Source organism: Mesorhizobium sp. M0062 (assembly GCF_040323125.1).
Lineage (GTDB): Bacteria > Pseudomonadota > Alphaproteobacteria > Rhizobiales > Rhizobiaceae > Mesorhizobium.
In genome coordinates this window covers 37,317-50,744 of sequence record NZ_JAMYUO010000020.1, presented here as the reverse complement: position 1 = coordinate 50,744, position 13,428 = coordinate 37,317, and the positions used below count along the sequence as shown (strand labels likewise).

15 protein-coding genes are annotated in these 13,428 nt (G+C 63.9%); 4 read left to right on the top strand and 11 right to left on the bottom strand.

Going from position 1 to position 13,428, the window contains the following annotated elements:
- The first annotated feature begins 11 nt into the window (after positions 1-11).
- Positions 12-1,199 carry a Gfo/Idh/MocA family protein gene (locus NKJ64_RS21745; protein ID WP_023820501.1) on the top strand — a complete coding sequence of 396 codons (1,188 nt, stop codon included), beginning with the start codon at positions 12-14 and terminating at the stop codon, positions 1,197-1,199.
- Between the two features lie 123 nt (positions 1,200-1,322).
- Positions 1,323-2,174 carry a sugar phosphate isomerase/epimerase family protein gene (locus tag NKJ64_RS21740; protein WP_023669833.1) on the top strand — a complete coding sequence of 284 codons (852 nt, stop codon included), beginning with the start codon at positions 1,323-1,325 and terminating at the stop codon, positions 2,172-2,174.
- An 80-nt stretch (positions 2,175-2,254) separates the two neighbouring features.
- Here NKJ64_RS21740 and phnE (NKJ64_RS21735) read toward each other — a convergent pair whose 3' ends face one another.
- From phnE (NKJ64_RS21735) to NKJ64_RS21700, 8 genes are all read right to left on the bottom strand, one after another.
- Positions 2,255-3,622 carry a phosphonate ABC transporter, permease protein PhnE gene (gene phnE, locus NKJ64_RS21735; protein WP_352463294.1) on the bottom strand — a complete coding sequence of 456 codons (1,368 nt, stop codon included), beginning with the start codon at positions 3,620-3,622 and terminating at the stop codon, positions 2,255-2,257.
- Positions 3,623-4,579, bottom strand: coding sequence for a phosphonate ABC transporter, permease protein PhnE (gene phnE, locus NKJ64_RS21730; RefSeq protein WP_023669831.1), 957 nt, complete (start codon positions 4,577-4,579; stop codon positions 3,623-3,625).
- 56 nt (positions 4,580-4,635) lie between these two features.
- On the bottom strand, positions 4,636-5,544 hold the full coding sequence (phnD, locus tag NKJ64_RS21725) for a phosphonate ABC transporter substrate-binding protein (RefSeq protein WP_023669830.1): 909 nt from the start codon (positions 5,542-5,544) through the stop codon (positions 4,636-4,638).
- A gap of 141 nt (positions 5,545-5,685) precedes the next feature.
- Positions 5,686-6,549: a phosphonate ABC transporter ATP-binding protein gene (gene phnC / locus NKJ64_RS21720; protein WP_023826320.1), complete on the bottom strand. Its 864-nt coding sequence runs from the start codon at positions 6,547-6,549 to the stop codon at positions 5,686-5,688.
- Between the two features lie 130 nt (positions 6,550-6,679).
- On the bottom strand, positions 6,680-7,297 hold the full coding sequence (locus NKJ64_RS21715; protein WP_352463293.1) for a DapH/DapD/GlmU-related protein: 618 nt from the start codon (positions 7,295-7,297) through the stop codon (positions 6,680-6,682).
- Positions 7,294-8,001 carry a phosphonate C-P lyase system protein PhnL gene (gene phnL / locus NKJ64_RS21710; RefSeq protein ID WP_023669827.1) on the bottom strand — a complete coding sequence of 236 codons (708 nt, stop codon included), beginning with the start codon at positions 7,999-8,001 and terminating at the stop codon, positions 7,294-7,296. The genes NKJ64_RS21715 and phnL overlap by 4 nt, the downstream gene beginning before the upstream one ends.
- A 208-nt stretch (positions 8,002-8,209) precedes the next feature.
- Positions 8,210-8,986, bottom strand: a complete 777-nt coding sequence (gene phnK / locus NKJ64_RS21705; protein ID WP_023669826.1) for a phosphonate C-P lyase system protein PhnK — start codon at positions 8,984-8,986, stop codon at positions 8,210-8,212.
- Positions 8,983-9,882, bottom strand: a complete 900-nt coding sequence (locus NKJ64_RS21700) for an alpha-D-ribose 1-methylphosphonate 5-phosphate C-P-lyase PhnJ (protein ID WP_023726432.1) — start codon at positions 9,880-9,882, stop codon at positions 8,983-8,985. The genes phnK and NKJ64_RS21700 overlap by 4 nt, the downstream gene beginning before the upstream one ends.
- Here NKJ64_RS21700 and NKJ64_RS21695 point away from each other — a divergent pair.
- On the top strand, positions 9,881-10,165 hold the full coding sequence (locus NKJ64_RS21695) for a hypothetical protein (protein ID WP_352463292.1): 285 nt from the start codon (positions 9,881-9,883) through the stop codon (positions 10,163-10,165). The genes NKJ64_RS21700 and NKJ64_RS21695 overlap by 2 nt on opposite strands.
- Positions 10,166-10,167: 2 nt before the next feature.
- Here NKJ64_RS21695 and NKJ64_RS21690 read toward each other — a convergent pair whose 3' ends face one another.
- From NKJ64_RS21690 to phnG, 3 genes are read right to left on the bottom strand one after another with little or no spacing between them, the layout of a single operon-like run.
- Positions 10,168-11,280 (bottom strand): carbon-phosphorus lyase complex subunit, encoded by a 1,113-nt coding sequence (locus NKJ64_RS21690; RefSeq protein ID WP_352463291.1) that lies wholly within the window; start codon positions 11,278-11,280, stop codon positions 10,168-10,170.
- Entirely contained in the window at positions 11,281-11,892 is a 612-nt protein-coding gene (phnH, locus tag NKJ64_RS21685) for a phosphonate C-P lyase system protein PhnH (protein ID WP_352463290.1), read from the bottom strand.
- On the bottom strand, positions 11,892-12,353 hold the full coding sequence (gene phnG, locus NKJ64_RS21680; RefSeq protein ID WP_352463289.1) for a phosphonate C-P lyase system protein PhnG: 462 nt from the start codon (positions 12,351-12,353) through the stop codon (positions 11,892-11,894). The genes phnH and phnG overlap by 1 nt, the downstream gene beginning before the upstream one ends.
- A 118-nt stretch (positions 12,354-12,471) precedes the next feature.
- On the opposite strand from phnG, the gene phnF reads away from it, so the two are divergent.
- Positions 12,472-13,221 (top strand): phosphonate metabolism transcriptional regulator PhnF, encoded by a 750-nt coding sequence (gene phnF / locus NKJ64_RS21675; protein ID WP_352463288.1) that lies wholly within the window; start codon positions 12,472-12,474, stop codon positions 13,219-13,221.
- The last annotated feature ends 207 nt before the right edge of the window (positions 13,222-13,428 follow it).

The following is a 13,428-nucleotide window of genomic DNA, read 5'->3' as shown; positions in this document are numbered from 1 at the left end:
AGGAGAAAGACATGGTCGGCGCATCGAAGTCGGAAGCGGGGGGCGGCCCGATCCGCTATGGTATGGTCGGCGGCGGCCAAGGCGCCTTCATCGGCGCGGTGCATCGGATCGCGGCGCGCATGGACAATGACTTCGTGCTGGTGGCCGGCGCCCTGTCGGCCAATCCCGAGCGCGCCAAGGCTTCCGCCGCCGAACTCGGTCTCGACCCGGCGCGCAGCTACGCCTCCTATACCGAGATGGCCAAGGCCGAGGCCAAGCGCCCGGACGGCATCGAGGCGGTGGCGATCGTCACCCCCAACAATGTGCACGTGCCGGCGGCCAAGGTCTTCCTCGAGGCGGGCATCCACGTCATCTGCGACAAGCCGCTGGCGACGACTTTGGCCGAGGCCAAGAAGCTCGCGGCCGTGGTTGAAAAGACCGGCAAGGTGTTCGTGCTGACGCACAATTACACTGCCTATCCGATGATCCGGCAGGCGCGCGAGATGGTGGCCAAGGGGCAGCTTGGCGACATCCGCATCGTTCAGTCCGAGTACCCGCAGGACTGGCTGACCGAGGATCTTGCCGCCACCGGCCAGAAGCAGGCGGCGTGGCGCTCCGACCCCAAGCAGGCGGGCGCGGGCGGCGCGCTCGGCGACATCGGCACGCATGCCTACAATCTGGCGCGCTTCGTCTCGGGTCTGGAGCTCGATTCCCTGTCGGCCGATCTCGACGCTTTCGTGCCGGGGCGACTGCTCGACGACAATGTCAATGTCATGCTGCGCTTCAAGCCGGTCGGCAAGGTGCATCCGGCCAAGGGCATGATCTGGGCGAGCCAGGTGGCGCCCGGCCACGAGAACGGGCTGAAGCTGCGCATCTATGGCTCGAAAGGCGGGCTGGAATGGGTGCAGGCCGATCCGAACTATCTCTGGTACACGCCGTTCGGCCAGCCCAAGCAGCTGCTCACCCGCAACGGCGCCGGCGCGCTGCCGGTTGCGGGACGCGTCAGCCGCGTTCCGTCTGGCCATCCGGAAGGCTATCTCGAAGGCTTCGCCAACATCTACCAGGAGGCGGCGCGCGCGATCCGCGCGGCACGCAAGAAGGGCGGCAGACCGGGCAAGGACGTGGTGTTCCCGACCATCCAGGACGGCGTCGAAGGTATGGCGTTCATCGAGGCCTGCGTGAAGTCGTCGAAGAAGAACGGGGCGTGGACGAAACTTTAGGTAGCGCCGGCGCCAAGTCTCTTCTCCCTTCGGGGAGAAGGTGGCCGCTAAGCGGCCGAATGAGGGCGCATGGTGCGAGGTGCGAAAGAAACCAGCGCGCCGTCAAATGGGGAGGGGCTGTCGATGAAAATCGGCATGTGCATGTTTTTGTGGACGACTTCCGTGTCTAAGAAACACGAGCCGTTGCTGCGCGACATCAAGGCGACCGGCTTCGACGGCGTCGAGATACCGATCTTCTCAGGCACGCCAGAGGACTACAAGAAGCTTGGCGATTTGCTCGACCGCATCGGGTTGGAGCGCACGGCTGTTACGGCGATGGGCGACCCGGCGATGAATCTGATTTCGCCGGATGCCGTGACCCGCAAGGCCGGCATCGGCTACATGAAATGGGCGATCGATTGCGCCCAGGCGCTCGGCGCGAGTACGCTGAGCGGGCCGCTGCATTCGACGCTCGGCGCCTTCTCCGGCAGCGGGCCGACCGCTGCCGAGAAGAAGCGCTCGATCGCCTCGCAGCGCGCCATTGGCGATCATGCCGGCAAGCGGAACGTTACCATCGGGTTGGAGGCGCTCAACCGTTTCGAGTGCTATCTGCTGAACACGATGGCCGATCTGTCCGAGCACGTCGATGCCATCGACCGGCCGCACATCAAGGCGATGTACGACACCTTCCACGCCAATATCGAGGAAGCCGACCCGATCGGCGCCTATACGAAGCACCGCAGGAATGTCGTGCACATCCACATTTCGGAGAACGATCGCGGCGTGCCGGGACGCGGGAACATTCCGTGGAAAGAGACTTTCGCGGCCATCCGCAAGAGCGGCTATGACGACTGGCTGACGATCGAGGCGTTTGGCAGGTCGCTGAAGGATCTGGCGGCGGCGACCAAGGTGTGGCGGGATTTTTCCGAGACGCCGGAGGCAGTTTATCGCGAGGGATACAGGCATATCAGGGATGGGTGGAAGCGGGCGGCTTAGCCGCGCCGCCCAAGGAGTGCTGCGTTCCTTCACACCCCCCTCTGTCCGGCAGGACAGAGGGGGGTGCTGTCCCTCGCACGTCACCCCTCCTCGGCCTGCATCCTGTTGTAATCATGGATGGTCCGGCTGAGCCGGCGCCTCAGGAAATTCGAGATGTTGTCGAACACAAACACGACGAGCAGGATCAGCAGCACCATGTAGAAGACGTTGGCCCAGTTGGAATTGGTGCGCATGGCTTCCCAGAGTTTCAGGCCGATGCCGCCAGCGCCGACGGCGCCGATGATGGTGGCGCCTCTTGTGTTGGATTCCCACTGGTAGAGCGTCTGGCTGATGAAGACCGGGATCACTTCCGGCATGACCCCATAGCGCTGCACCAGCAGGCCGTTGGCGCCGGTCGACTTGATGCCCTCGCGCGGTTTGTCGTCGATGTTTTCCAGGCTTTCCGAATAGATTTTGCCGAGCGTGCCTATTTCGGTGAAGAAGATCGCGGCGCTGCCGGCGAGCGGTCCCGGGCCGAAGGCGCGGGTGAAGAACAGCGCCCAGATCAGCATGTCGACCGATCGCATGAAATCGAAGAAGCGCTTGAGCACCTGGCCGAACAATCCGCTCGGCGTGATGTTGCGGGCGGCGAAGAAGGCGAGCGGGAAGGCGACGAGGCCGCCGAGCAACGTGCCGAGAAAGGCCATGACGATGGTCTGCAGCAGTTTCGTCCAGACGTCGCCATGCTGCCACTGCGCATTGTTCCAGATGTTGTCGCCGGCGAGCGCGACGTTCGAGGTGCCAGGCTTAAGTTCCGGTCCGGACCAGATCAGCGAGATCACTTCACTGGCCGATTTGCCGAAGAAGGGCGAGCGCGTGTCGAAGACGAAATTTGCCCAGCCGAGGAAGCGCTTGCGGACCTTGACGCGATCGACGGTGACGCGCACTTCGCCGACAAAGCCCATCCTGGCGACGATCTCGTCGTCATGCGCGGTGATCCAGCCAGGCACCGGACCTGTAATTACCGGCTTACCGCTGGTCAGCGCCACCGGCACCATCTCGCCATTGGCGACGATCGTCGCTTTGGTCTTGTCGAAGGTGACGGACCTGGCCGCGCCATCGATCAGGACGGTGAAGGTGCCATCCGCGTTCTTGACAACCCAGTCGGGATCTGGGTTCTCGCCGAGTGCTGAAAACCGCGGGTATTTCGGCGTGATTTCAGGCTGGTCGAGGCGGAATTCAGGCTGCAGATCGTAGCTGATCCATTGCGTCAGGAAGAGCGGCAGGCGCTCCCAATGCGAGTCGCGCATCACCTGCGGCAGGTCGAAAAACCACAAGGCGTAAACGAGGTAGAGCAGGATGCCGCCGAACAGGAACAGCGGCGCGAAGCGCTTGTAGGCCGGCCGCCGAAAGATTTGCGGATAGCGTTCCTCGATCGACTGGACCTGATCAGTGGTCAAAGCGGTCATTTAAGCGCTCATCAGAAAAGCTTGCTCGCCGACCAGCTTGCGGCGCAGCCAGGCGGAGAACTGGTCGACGATGAAGATCGTCGTGAACAACAGCAGCACCAACGCCACCGTCTTGGCGCCGAAACCGCGCGATATCGAGAGCTTCAGTTCCTCGCCGATACCGCCGCCGCCGACGGCGCCGATAATGGTCGAGGCCCGCACGTTGATCTCGACGCGCAGCAATGTGTAGGACATGAAATTGGGCAGCACCTGCGGCAGGTCGGCGAAGCGCACGCGCTCGAACCAGTTGCCGCCGACCGCTCTCAGGCCCTCTTCGGCGCGCATGTCGATGTTCTCGTTGATTTCATAGAACAGCTTGCCCAGCGCGCCGATCGAATGCAGGCCGATGGCGATGATGGCTGCGATCGGCCCGGTCGAGACAATGGCGGCGAACAGGCCGGCAATGACGATTTCGGGAAAGGCGCGCAGCAATTCCATGAAGCGCTTGACGACGAGCCGCAGCGCCGGATGCGGCGTCAGGTTGCGCGCGGCGATGAACGAAAACGGCACGGCGAAGATGAAACCGATGAAAGTCGAGACCAGCGCCACGTTGAGTGTGGTCAGCATCAGCTCGAAATATTCGGGGATGTAGAAGCCGCCCCAGACATAGACGCGGCCGAGCGGGAAGTTGAACTCCTGGGTGCCGGTGTCATGCGGCGAGGCGATGTCGAACAGCGCCCGCCAGACGTCGTTCCAGTCCTTCGGGATCAGCCAGCTGAGGAAGTCGAATATATGCGGCAGCCGGTCCCAGAAGTGACCGGCATTGGCCTCGTCGGCGAACCACATGCTCGACAGCGTCGCCGCCAGCAGCAGGCCGATGCCGAGGATGGTATAAAGCCGCCGCAACGATATCTGGCGCTGCCAGGCGTTGGCTACCTGCAGGGTCGCGTTGGAGCGGGCTGTTGCTGAGATGGTCATGATCGGGACATGCAAAAAAGGCGGCGTTTTTCACGTCGCCCTTTCTGATTTTGCCGTCAGCCGCCGATGGCTGCCTTACGGGCTTCGACGATGACGTTGTAGAAGTCAGGCTTGACCGGGACGTAACCGGTGAAGTCGCCGCCTTCGACGCCTTCGAAACAGGCCTTGTCCTTCTTCGGCAGGTCGGTGAAGAAGGCGGCAAGCTTGGCGGTCATGTCGTCGCCGAGCGCGGTGCGCACGACCAGCGGGCCGTTCGGGATCAGGCCCGAGCGCCAGACTTCGACGAAGTCGTTGGGGTCGACGGCGCCCTTGGCGGTGACCTTGTGGAAGGTGCCGGAGGTGTAGCCGTTCTTGAAGTCGCCGATGCCGGAGGAATCGTCAACCGCAACGTCGACCTTGCCGTCGCGAACGGCGAGGATGTTGTTTTCATGGCCGCCATTGAACTGGGTCGAGGCGAAGTAGGCGTCGTTCGAGGCGCCGGTGTCCTTCGGGATCTGGGTCAGCGGGATCAGGTAGCCCGAGGTCGAGTCCGGATCGGCGTAGCCGAGCTTCTTGCCCTTGGCCGACTTGATGTCGGTAATGCCCGAAGACTTCAGCGCCAGGCCGATGGAATAATAGCCGGTGGCGCCGTCGGTCTGCTGGGTGGTGAGGATCGGGGTGACCGCCTTCGGGTCCTTGATGTAGACGCTGGCGTAGCCGGAAGCGCCGAGTTCGGCGAAGTCGAGCGTGCCGCCGAGCAGGCCCTGGATGACGCCGTCATAGTCGGCGGCGGGGAACAGCGAGACCTTTTCGAAGCCGAATTCGGTCTTCAGGTGATCGGCCAGGCACTGATAGTTGCGCAGGCGGTCGGTTTCGTTCTCTCCGCCGAGGATGCCGACGCGGAATTCCTTGAGGTCGGCCGCATGCGCGGCGCTGGTTGCCATGGCGAGCGCCGAAACGGCGCCGAATACCATCTTCCTGAACATTTGATGTCTCTCCTGTAAGTTCCGGCCCCGCGCCGGCAGCGTTCTTGATTTTTGCAAGTGCCCTTGACGCGGGCGGTCGATCCAGTGCGGCTCAGTTTTGGTCCATGATCTTTTCCGAAAACCGGTATCCACTTTTCGGGATCATGGATCAGTACCCGGGAATGCGGGCTCGAGCGGGCTGGCGGATGCGGCGATCTTTTGCTTGTAGGCGATGCTGGTCGAGGTGATGGCCTCGGAGATATCGACGCCGTTGCCGTCGGCGCCATAGACCAGGCGCACGGCCTCGCGGTTGAGCGCTTCCGGCGGACCGTCGAAGACGATCTTGCCGGCAGCCATGCCGATGATGCGGTTGCAATAGGTGCGGGCGGTGTCCAGCGTGTGCAGATTGGTGACGACGGTGATGCCTTCGCGCAGGTTGATGTCCTGCAGCGAGTCCATCACCACCTTGGCGTTGAGCGGGTCGAGCGAAGCGATCGGCTCATCGGCGAGCAGCACCTTGGGCTGCTGCATCATGGCGCGGGCAATGGCGACGCGCTGCTGCTGGCCGCCAGACAGCGTGCCGGCTGGCTGCAGTGCGGTGCGGGCGATGTCGAGGCGCTCGAGTGCTGCAATCGCCTCAGCGCATTCGGCGCGGGTAAACATGCCGAGCAGGTTGGAAAAGGTCGAGCGATGATTGAGACGGCCGAGCAGCACATTGGTCAGCACATCGAGGCGCGGCACCAGGTTGAACTGCTGGAAGATCATGGCGCAGTCGCGCTGCCAGCGTCGCAGCGGCGAGCCACGCAGCCGCGAGACCTCGGCACCGTCAAAAAAAATCGATCCCTGGCTGGGGTCGATGAGACGGTTGATCATGCGAAGGAGGGTGGATTTGCCGGCGCCGGAACGACCGATGATGCCGACCATCTGGCCCTGCGGGATCGACAGGTCGATGGCGCTGACAGCGGTGTTCTTGCCAAATCGGCGCGAGACGCCGCGGATTTCGAGCGTGGCAGGGGTCGATAACATCGAAGAGTTCCAGACCTGAATTGATCGTCTGGTTCTCGCCTAGCGCAGCGACATGAACCTGCCATGTCATCACGATGTCAGTTTTGTTACGCTCCACAGCCGTGCGGCAAGTGGGGGTGATCGCACCCGATCAGGCGCCGTATTTCTCGAGGAACGCGTCTGCCTCGAGTACGCGAAAATCGTCGAGCGCGGCGCGCAGCCTGGCGTGGTCCCAGTCCCACCAGGCGAGCGCCTGGTAGCGTTCGGCCGTGCGGCGATCGAAACGCTCGCGGATCGGCTTGGCTGGCACCCCGCCAACGATGGTGTAGGGCGCGACATCCTTCGACACCACAGCGCCGGCGCCTACGGCAGCACCATCGCCGACGGTGACGCCGGGCAGGATGGTCGAGCCGTGGCCGAGCCAGGTGTCGTGGCCGATGGAGACGCGTTTGGCGCGGCGCTGGGCGAAGAATTCTGTTTCGTGCTCGGCGTCGTCCCAATAGTAGGAGGCGCGATAGGTGAAGTGATGCAGCGTCGGCCGCCAAGTCGGGTGGTTTGTGGCGTTGATGCGCACGGCGGCGGCTATGTTGGAGAACTTGCCGATGGTCGCGCACCAGACGACGCAGTCCTGCATGATGTAGGAATAGTCGCCGAGGATGCTTTCGGACACGCGGCTGCGGTCGGCGATCTCTGTCCAGCGCCCCAATGTCGAGTTCTCGACCTGCGCCGTGGCGTGGACCAACGGCGCTTCCGATAGTTTCCTGCTCATGCAGCGATTTTTCCGGCGGCGAAAGAGGTCACGTCGATGATGCGATCGGCGACGGCGTCACGCACATCCGGGTCATGGAAGATGCCGAGCAAGGCGACACCGCCGGCCTTCTTGGCGGCGATCAACGCAACCACAACGTCGCGGTTTTTCGAATCGAGCGAAGCTGTCGGCTCGTCGAGCAGCAAGACCGGATGCTCGGTGATGAAGCCGCGCGCGATATTGACGCGCTGCTGCTCACCGCCCGAGAAAGTCGCCGGCGGCAGCGCCCAGAGCTTTTCCGGCAAATTGAGCTGCCCCAGCAAGGTGCGTGCTTTTTTCCGCGCGCTCTCGCGGTCCTCGCCGCGTTCGACCAGCGGCTCGGCGACCACGTCGAGCGCGGAGACGCGCGGCACGGTGCGCAGGAACTGGCTGACATAGCCGATCGTCTGGCGGCGCACGGAAAGCACCGTGCGCGGGCTGGCGATGGCGAGATCGATCAGGCCGCCCTCATGCTGAACGATGATCTGGCCTTCATCGACGGCATAATTGCCATAGAGCATTTTCAGGATCGAGCTTTTGCCGGCGCCGGAAGGCCCGCCGAGCACGGCGCATTCACCGGCCCGGATCGAGAATGAGACGCCGGCGACAACCGGCAATCTGATGCCGTCGCGCAGATGCATGGTGAAGCTTTTGGCGACGCCGGAAACAACGAGGGGCGTCGGCATCAGAAGGTTCTCCAATCGTTGTTCGTCCGCGGGCCAACACCCCCCTCTGCCTTGCCAGGCATCTCCCCCTCAAGGGGGGAGATTGGCTGTCGCGTTCGACTTCGCCATTCTTCTGCATCGTAGAAGGGGCGGGACATAAAAGCTGCTGATCTCCCCCCTTGAGGGGGAGATGGCCGGCAGGCCAGAGGGGGGTGCCTTGGCGCCATCTTCACACCTGTAGAATCGAGGAAACAAGCAATTGCGTGTAAGGCGCGCGGGGATCGTCGAGCACGCGATCCGTCAGGCCGCTTTCGACGACACGGCCGTCTTTCATCACCATCATACGCTGCGACAGAAGCCGGGCGACGGCGAGATCGTGGGTGACGACGATGGCCGCCAGGCCGAGATCGGTGACCAACCCGCGCAGCAAATCGAGCAGGCGCGCCTGCACCGAGACGTCGAGGCCGCCGGTCGGCTCGTCCATGAACACCAGCCTCGGTCCGGTGACGAGGTTGCGGGCGATTTGCAGGCGCTGGCGCATGCCGCCGGAAAAGGCGCGCGGCTCGTCGTCGATGCGGTCCTCGTCGATCTCGACGCGCGACAGCCAGTCGACGGCAGTGGCGCGGATCTTGCCGTAATGGCGGTCACCGACCGCCATTAGCCGCTCGCCGACATTGGCGCCGGCAGACACCGTCATGCGCAAGCCGTCGGCGGGGTTCTGATGAACAAAGCCCCAGTCGGTGCGCATCAGGAAGCGGCACTCGGCCTCGCTCATACGGTAGAGTTCGCGGAACTGGCCGTCGCGCATGCGGTAGCTGGCGGTGCCAGAAGATGGTAGCAGCCGCGTCGACAGGCAGTTGAGCAGCGTCGTCTTGCCGGAGCCGGATTCGCCGACGACGGCCAGAACCTCACCCGGCCACAGGTCGAAGGTGACATTCTCGCAGCCGACGCGCGAGCCGTAGAATTTGGACAGTTCGGAGACGCGCAGCAGTGGGTCGCCGGTCATTCTGCTGGCCTCATCTTTCCTGCGGTAACATGGCTTTCAGCCGCAAGGTGGCCGCGATGTCCTTCGGCGCGCCGCTTCTCGCAATGGTCGGTGTCGGAGCAGACGAACATGTGGTCGCCATGGTCGTCGAGGATGACCTCGTCGAGATAGACATTTTCCGCCGCGCACAGCGCACAGGGCAGGTCGAAGGTCTGGACCTCGAAGGGATGATCCTCGAAGTCGAGGCTGACGACATCGGTGAAGGGCGGCACGGCATAGATGCGCTTTTCGCGCCCGGCTCCGAACAGCTGCAGGGCCGGCGAACGGTGCATTTTGGGGTTGTCGAATTTCGGCGTCGGCGAGGGGTCCATGACATAGCGGCCCTCGACCTTGACCGGATAGGCATAGGTGGTGGCGATGCGGCCGTGTTTGGCAATGTCCTCGTAGAGCTTCACATGCATCAGGCCGTATTCCTCGAGCGCATGCATTTTGCGCGTTTCGGTTTCGCGCGGCTCGAGGAAGCGCAACGGCTCGGGTATCGGCACTTGGTAGACTAGAACTTGGCCGGCGCTCAGCGGGTGTTCCGGGACGCGGTGGCGGGTCTGGATGATGGTGGCGCTGGCGGTATCGGTCGTCACCGCGACGTTGGCTACCTTCTTGAAGAAGGCGCGGATCGAGACGGCATTGGTGGTGTCGTCGGCGCCCTGGTCGATGACTTTCAGCACATCGTCCGGCCCGATAATCGAGGCGGTGACCTGCACGCCGCCAGTGCCCCAGCCATAGGGCATCGGCATTTCGCGCGAAGCGAAGGGAACCTGATAGCCAGGGATGGCGATGCCCTTGAGGATCGCCCGGCGGATCATCCTTTTGGTCTGCTCGTCGAGATAGGCGAAGTTGTAGGTGGCGATGTCGGTCATGGCGATCAAATCCACTCCCTGCTATTGCATTGACGCCCAGAAAACGGAAATGAAGGCGAAGTCGAATGACTCAGACCGGTTGGATCCAGATTGCAATTCTGCTTCTGGCGTTTGTCTGCGTGGTCGGTTTTGTACCTCGGCGCTGTTTCTGCCTGCTTCCAGAGATGGCGCGCATGTCACAGGCGGAAACGGCAGCTACGTCGGCGGGCATAGCAGCCATTCCCATGACGGCGGCAACGGGGATGGCGGCAACGGGGGTGGCGGCAATGGCGGGGGCGATTAGGCTCATTCGGCCGCCTCCCGCTTCTCTTCCACCTTTGCAGGGTTCTCTCGAGCTTCGTATTCGGCGCGCATGCGGCGCACCAAATCGAGCTCGGCCTGGAAGTCGACATAGTGCGGCAGCTTCAAATGCTCCACGAAGCCGGTCGCCTGAACATTGTCGGAGTGCGAGATGACGAACTCCTCGTCCTGCGCGGCGGCGACGACATCTTCGCCGAGTTCCGGTGCGCGCAGCGCGCGGTCGCACAGCGCCATGGCCATCGCCTTGCGCTCGCTTTGGCCGAAGACCAGTCCGTAGCCGCGGGTGAATTGCGGCGGCGCCTTGGCCGAGCCCTTGAACTGGTTGACCATCTGGCATTCGGTGACGCGGACCTTGCCGAGCAGCACGGCGAAGGGCAGTTCCGGCACGTCGAGTTCCAGCTCGACCTCGCCGATACGCACCTCGCCGACAAAGGGGTGGTTGCGGGCATAGCCGCGCTGGGTGGAATAGCCGAGCGCCAGCAGAAACCCTTCATCGCCGCGTGACAGCGCCTGCAGGCGGATGTCGCGCGCCATCGGAAACTCAAGCGGCTCGCGGGTGATGTCGCCGGGGACATGGTCCTGCGGCATGTCGCCATCCGGCTCAATCAGCCCTTCGCGGGCGAGGATCGTCGAAACGCGCGGCATGGCCTGCGTTTCCGTCTCGCGCTGGAGCGGTTCGGCGACATCGGCGCCGGCGGCGAGTTCCGGGTCGAGCAGGCGGTGGGTGTAGTCGAAGGTAGGCCCAAGCAGCTGGCCGCCGGGCAAATCCTTGTAGGTCGCCGACACGCGCCGCTCGACCAGCATGGCGCCGGTGTCGATGGCGTTGGTGTAGCCGAAGCGCGGCAGTGTGGTGCGGTAGGCGCGCACCAGGAAGATCGCCTCGATCATGTCGCCGCGCGCCTGGACTATGGCGAGCGCCGCCAGTTCCCGGTCGTAGAGCGATCCTTCGCTCATCACCCGGTCGACGCCGAGCGCCAGCTGTTCGACGATCTGGTCGAGGCGCAGCGCCGGCACCGAACGGTCGCCGCGACGGCGGTCCGCAAGCAGGCTGTGGGCATTGGCGATTGCGACTTCGCCGCCTTTTACCGAGACATACATTTATGCCTCCATCGTCTTGATGCGCGTCGTGCGCGGCAGGCAGGCGATACCGTCGGGCGCCGCCAGGATGATGTCGACGCCGCGCGGAAAGCGCTGGCTGTTCTGCTTCCACTGTTCGACGAAATGGCGCGGCATCTGCGCCGGCGCGATGGTCGCCGTCTTTTCGATGCCTGGGCCTTCGAGCAATAGCGGCGCGCCGGAGGTGAGATCGCTGACCTGCAGGATCAGTGTCGTCGAACGGTCGGGATAATCCTGCGTGCCTTGCGAAAAACCGTCGAGGGCGGCCATCTCGGCCGGCGTGGCGACCAACGCGAAATGCGCATCGGCAGGTGTGTTGGCGAGTGGCGCGCCGGCGTGGAAGCCGAGCCAGGACTTGATCGCTGCCGATGCCTGCAAAGCAGGATCGAGCCAGAGCGGTGTGTCGTTGTCGCAGAGCGAAAGTGCAATGGCGCCGGCGGTTGCGGACAGCGGCGAAGGGGGGCGGGCGAAGGCAGGCAGAGGCCGCTCGCTGCCCGGCCGCGCCATGGCATCCATGACCGCGCGGAAGACCGCCTGGGCGTTGAACACCGGATCGGCGAAGCCGCCGTCGATCCATTGGGCTGCGATGTCCATTAGTCTTCTCCGCGCACCATGGTGAAGAAATCCACTTTCGTTGCCGCCGTCTCGGAGCGGCGCTTTTCGCGCGCCTCGCTTTGGGCGGCGCGCAGCGGTGCGACCAGCGCACTCTCGACCGTCTGCCGATGGGCGGGATCCTGCCAAAGTGCATCGGCGATTGCCGCAAGCTTCGCCTTCTGCCTGTCGCGGCCGAGCATGTAGCTGTGGCCGACCTGTCCGGAAGAGAGCCGGACGGTGGCGCGGGTGACGGTCACTTCACCGACATTGAAGGGCGCGCCGCCGCCGCCGATGCGACCACGCACGGTGACCAGACCGGTTTCCGGGCCACGCAGAAGCTCGGCCTCGGAGGTCAGGCCGGCCTCGTTCCAGAGCCGGGCGATGTCGTCGCCGTTAGCCTGCGCCAGCGTTGCCATGACGTCTTTGCGCTCGGCCTGTTCCCGCGCTTCCTGTCCTCGCATTGGGTTACTCCCTGACCATGTAAAATTTGCCTAGTGATGTAGACAACTATACAAATTATACCTATTATCTAACCCGTGTCCATGACGGGTGGATGACAGGGGCTGGAGCGGGGGGGAAATGGTGGCTCAAAAGAGCGCGAGCAGCATCGAACGCCGCAGTGGCGTCTCGCTCTGGCGGCAGATCGCCGACCAGATCCTGCATTCGATTGCGTCCGGCGATTTCGCCGAGAATGCCGCGCTGCCGCCGGAGATGGCGCTGGCCGAACGCTACGGCGTCAACCGCCACACGGTGCGCAGCGCCATATCGGCCCTGGTACAGGACGGTGTGCTGCGGGCCGAGCAGGGACGCGGCACTTTCGTGTTGTCGCGCAAGCGGCTGTCCTATCCGATCGGCGCGCGCACGCGTTTTTCGACGGGCCTGCAGGGACAGACTTCGGAACGGCATATCGTGCTGCTCACGTCCGTAGTTGAATCGGCCAGCCAGCGCGTCGCCGACGGCCTCGGCCTTGCCAGGGGCACCGAGGTGATCCGGCTGGAGACGCGCGGCGAAGCCGATGGACGGCCGGTGTCCCGCGCCGCCAGCTGGTACGAAGCAAAGCGCTTCGCCGGCATCGATGCCGTGATGGCGGAGACCGGTTCGATAACCGCCTCGCTCCGGCGTTTCGGCATCGACGATTATCTCCGGCAATCGACGGTTCTGTCGGCGCGTCACGCCGATGCCGCCGACCTTGCCGATCTCGATTTGCAGCCCGGCGCCATCGTGCTGGTCGCGGTCGCCGTCAACGTCACACCGGACGGCCAGCCGATCCAGTTTGCCGAAACGCGGTTTCCGGCGGAGCGGGTGGAGCTGAAGCTGTCGGCGCTGTAGGGAGCGTCGAGACTCATGCGATATCAGACCAACTCGGTCGCGCTCACTTGTCAGCGGCTTGACGTTTGAGGACCGCCTTCCCCCACTCCGACTCGGCTTCGCCGAGCCACCTCTCCCCCCTCCGGAGGGAGAGGAAGGGAGCCCGCCTTGCCAAGCTCGCGCCTTTCCTCTCCCCCGTCGATGGGGGGAGAGGTGTCGCGCTATGGT

Coding starts and splice junctions, on each gene's coding strand:
- phnL (WP_023669827.1), bottom strand. CDS start 8,001: ATGCCGACGCCCCTCGTTGTTTCCGGCGTCGCCAAAAGCTTCACCATG.
- NKJ64_RS21690 (WP_352463291.1), bottom strand. CDS start 11,280: ATGTATGTCTCGGTAAAAGGCGGCGAAGTCGCAATCGCCAATGCCCAC.
- phnE (WP_352463294.1), bottom strand. CDS start 3,622: ATGACCGCTTTGACCACTGATCAGGTCCAGTCGATCGAGGAACGCTAT.
- phnG (WP_352463289.1), bottom strand. CDS start 12,353: ATGCGAGGACAGGAAGCGCGGGAACAGGCCGAGCGCAAAGACGTCATG.
- NKJ64_RS21700 (WP_023726432.1), bottom strand. CDS start 9,882: ATGACCGACATCGCCACCTACAACTTCGCCTATCTCGACGAGCAGACC.
- phnD (WP_023669830.1), bottom strand. CDS start 5,544: ATGTTCAGGAAGATGGTATTCGGCGCCGTTTCGGCGCTCGCCATGGCA.
- phnK (WP_023669826.1), bottom strand. CDS start 8,986: ATGACCGGCGACCCACTGCTGCGCGTCTCCGAACTGTCCAAATTCTAC.
- phnE (WP_023669831.1), bottom strand. CDS start 4,579: ATGACCATCTCAGCAACAGCCCGCTCCAACGCGACCCTGCAGGTAGCC.
- NKJ64_RS21695 (WP_352463292.1), top strand. CDS start 9,881: ATGGCGATCAAATCCACTCCCTGCTATTGCATTGACGCCCAGAAAACG.
- phnF (WP_352463288.1), top strand. CDS start 12,472: ATGGTGGCTCAAAAGAGCGCGAGCAGCATCGAACGCCGCAGTGGCGTC.
- phnC (WP_023826320.1), bottom strand. CDS start 6,549: ATGTTATCGACCCCTGCCACGCTCGAAATCCGCGGCGTCTCGCGCCGA.
- NKJ64_RS21715 (WP_352463293.1), bottom strand. CDS start 7,297: ATGAGCAGGAAACTATCGGAAGCGCCGTTGGTCCACGCCACGGCGCAG.
- NKJ64_RS21740 (WP_023669833.1), top strand. CDS start 1,323: ATGAAAATCGGCATGTGCATGTTTTTGTGGACGACTTCCGTGTCTAAG.
- NKJ64_RS21745 (WP_023820501.1), top strand. CDS start 12: ATGGTCGGCGCATCGAAGTCGGAAGCGGGGGGCGGCCCGATCCGCTAT.
- phnH (WP_352463290.1), bottom strand. CDS start 11,892: ATGGACATCGCAGCCCAATGGATCGACGGCGGCTTCGCCGATCCGGTG.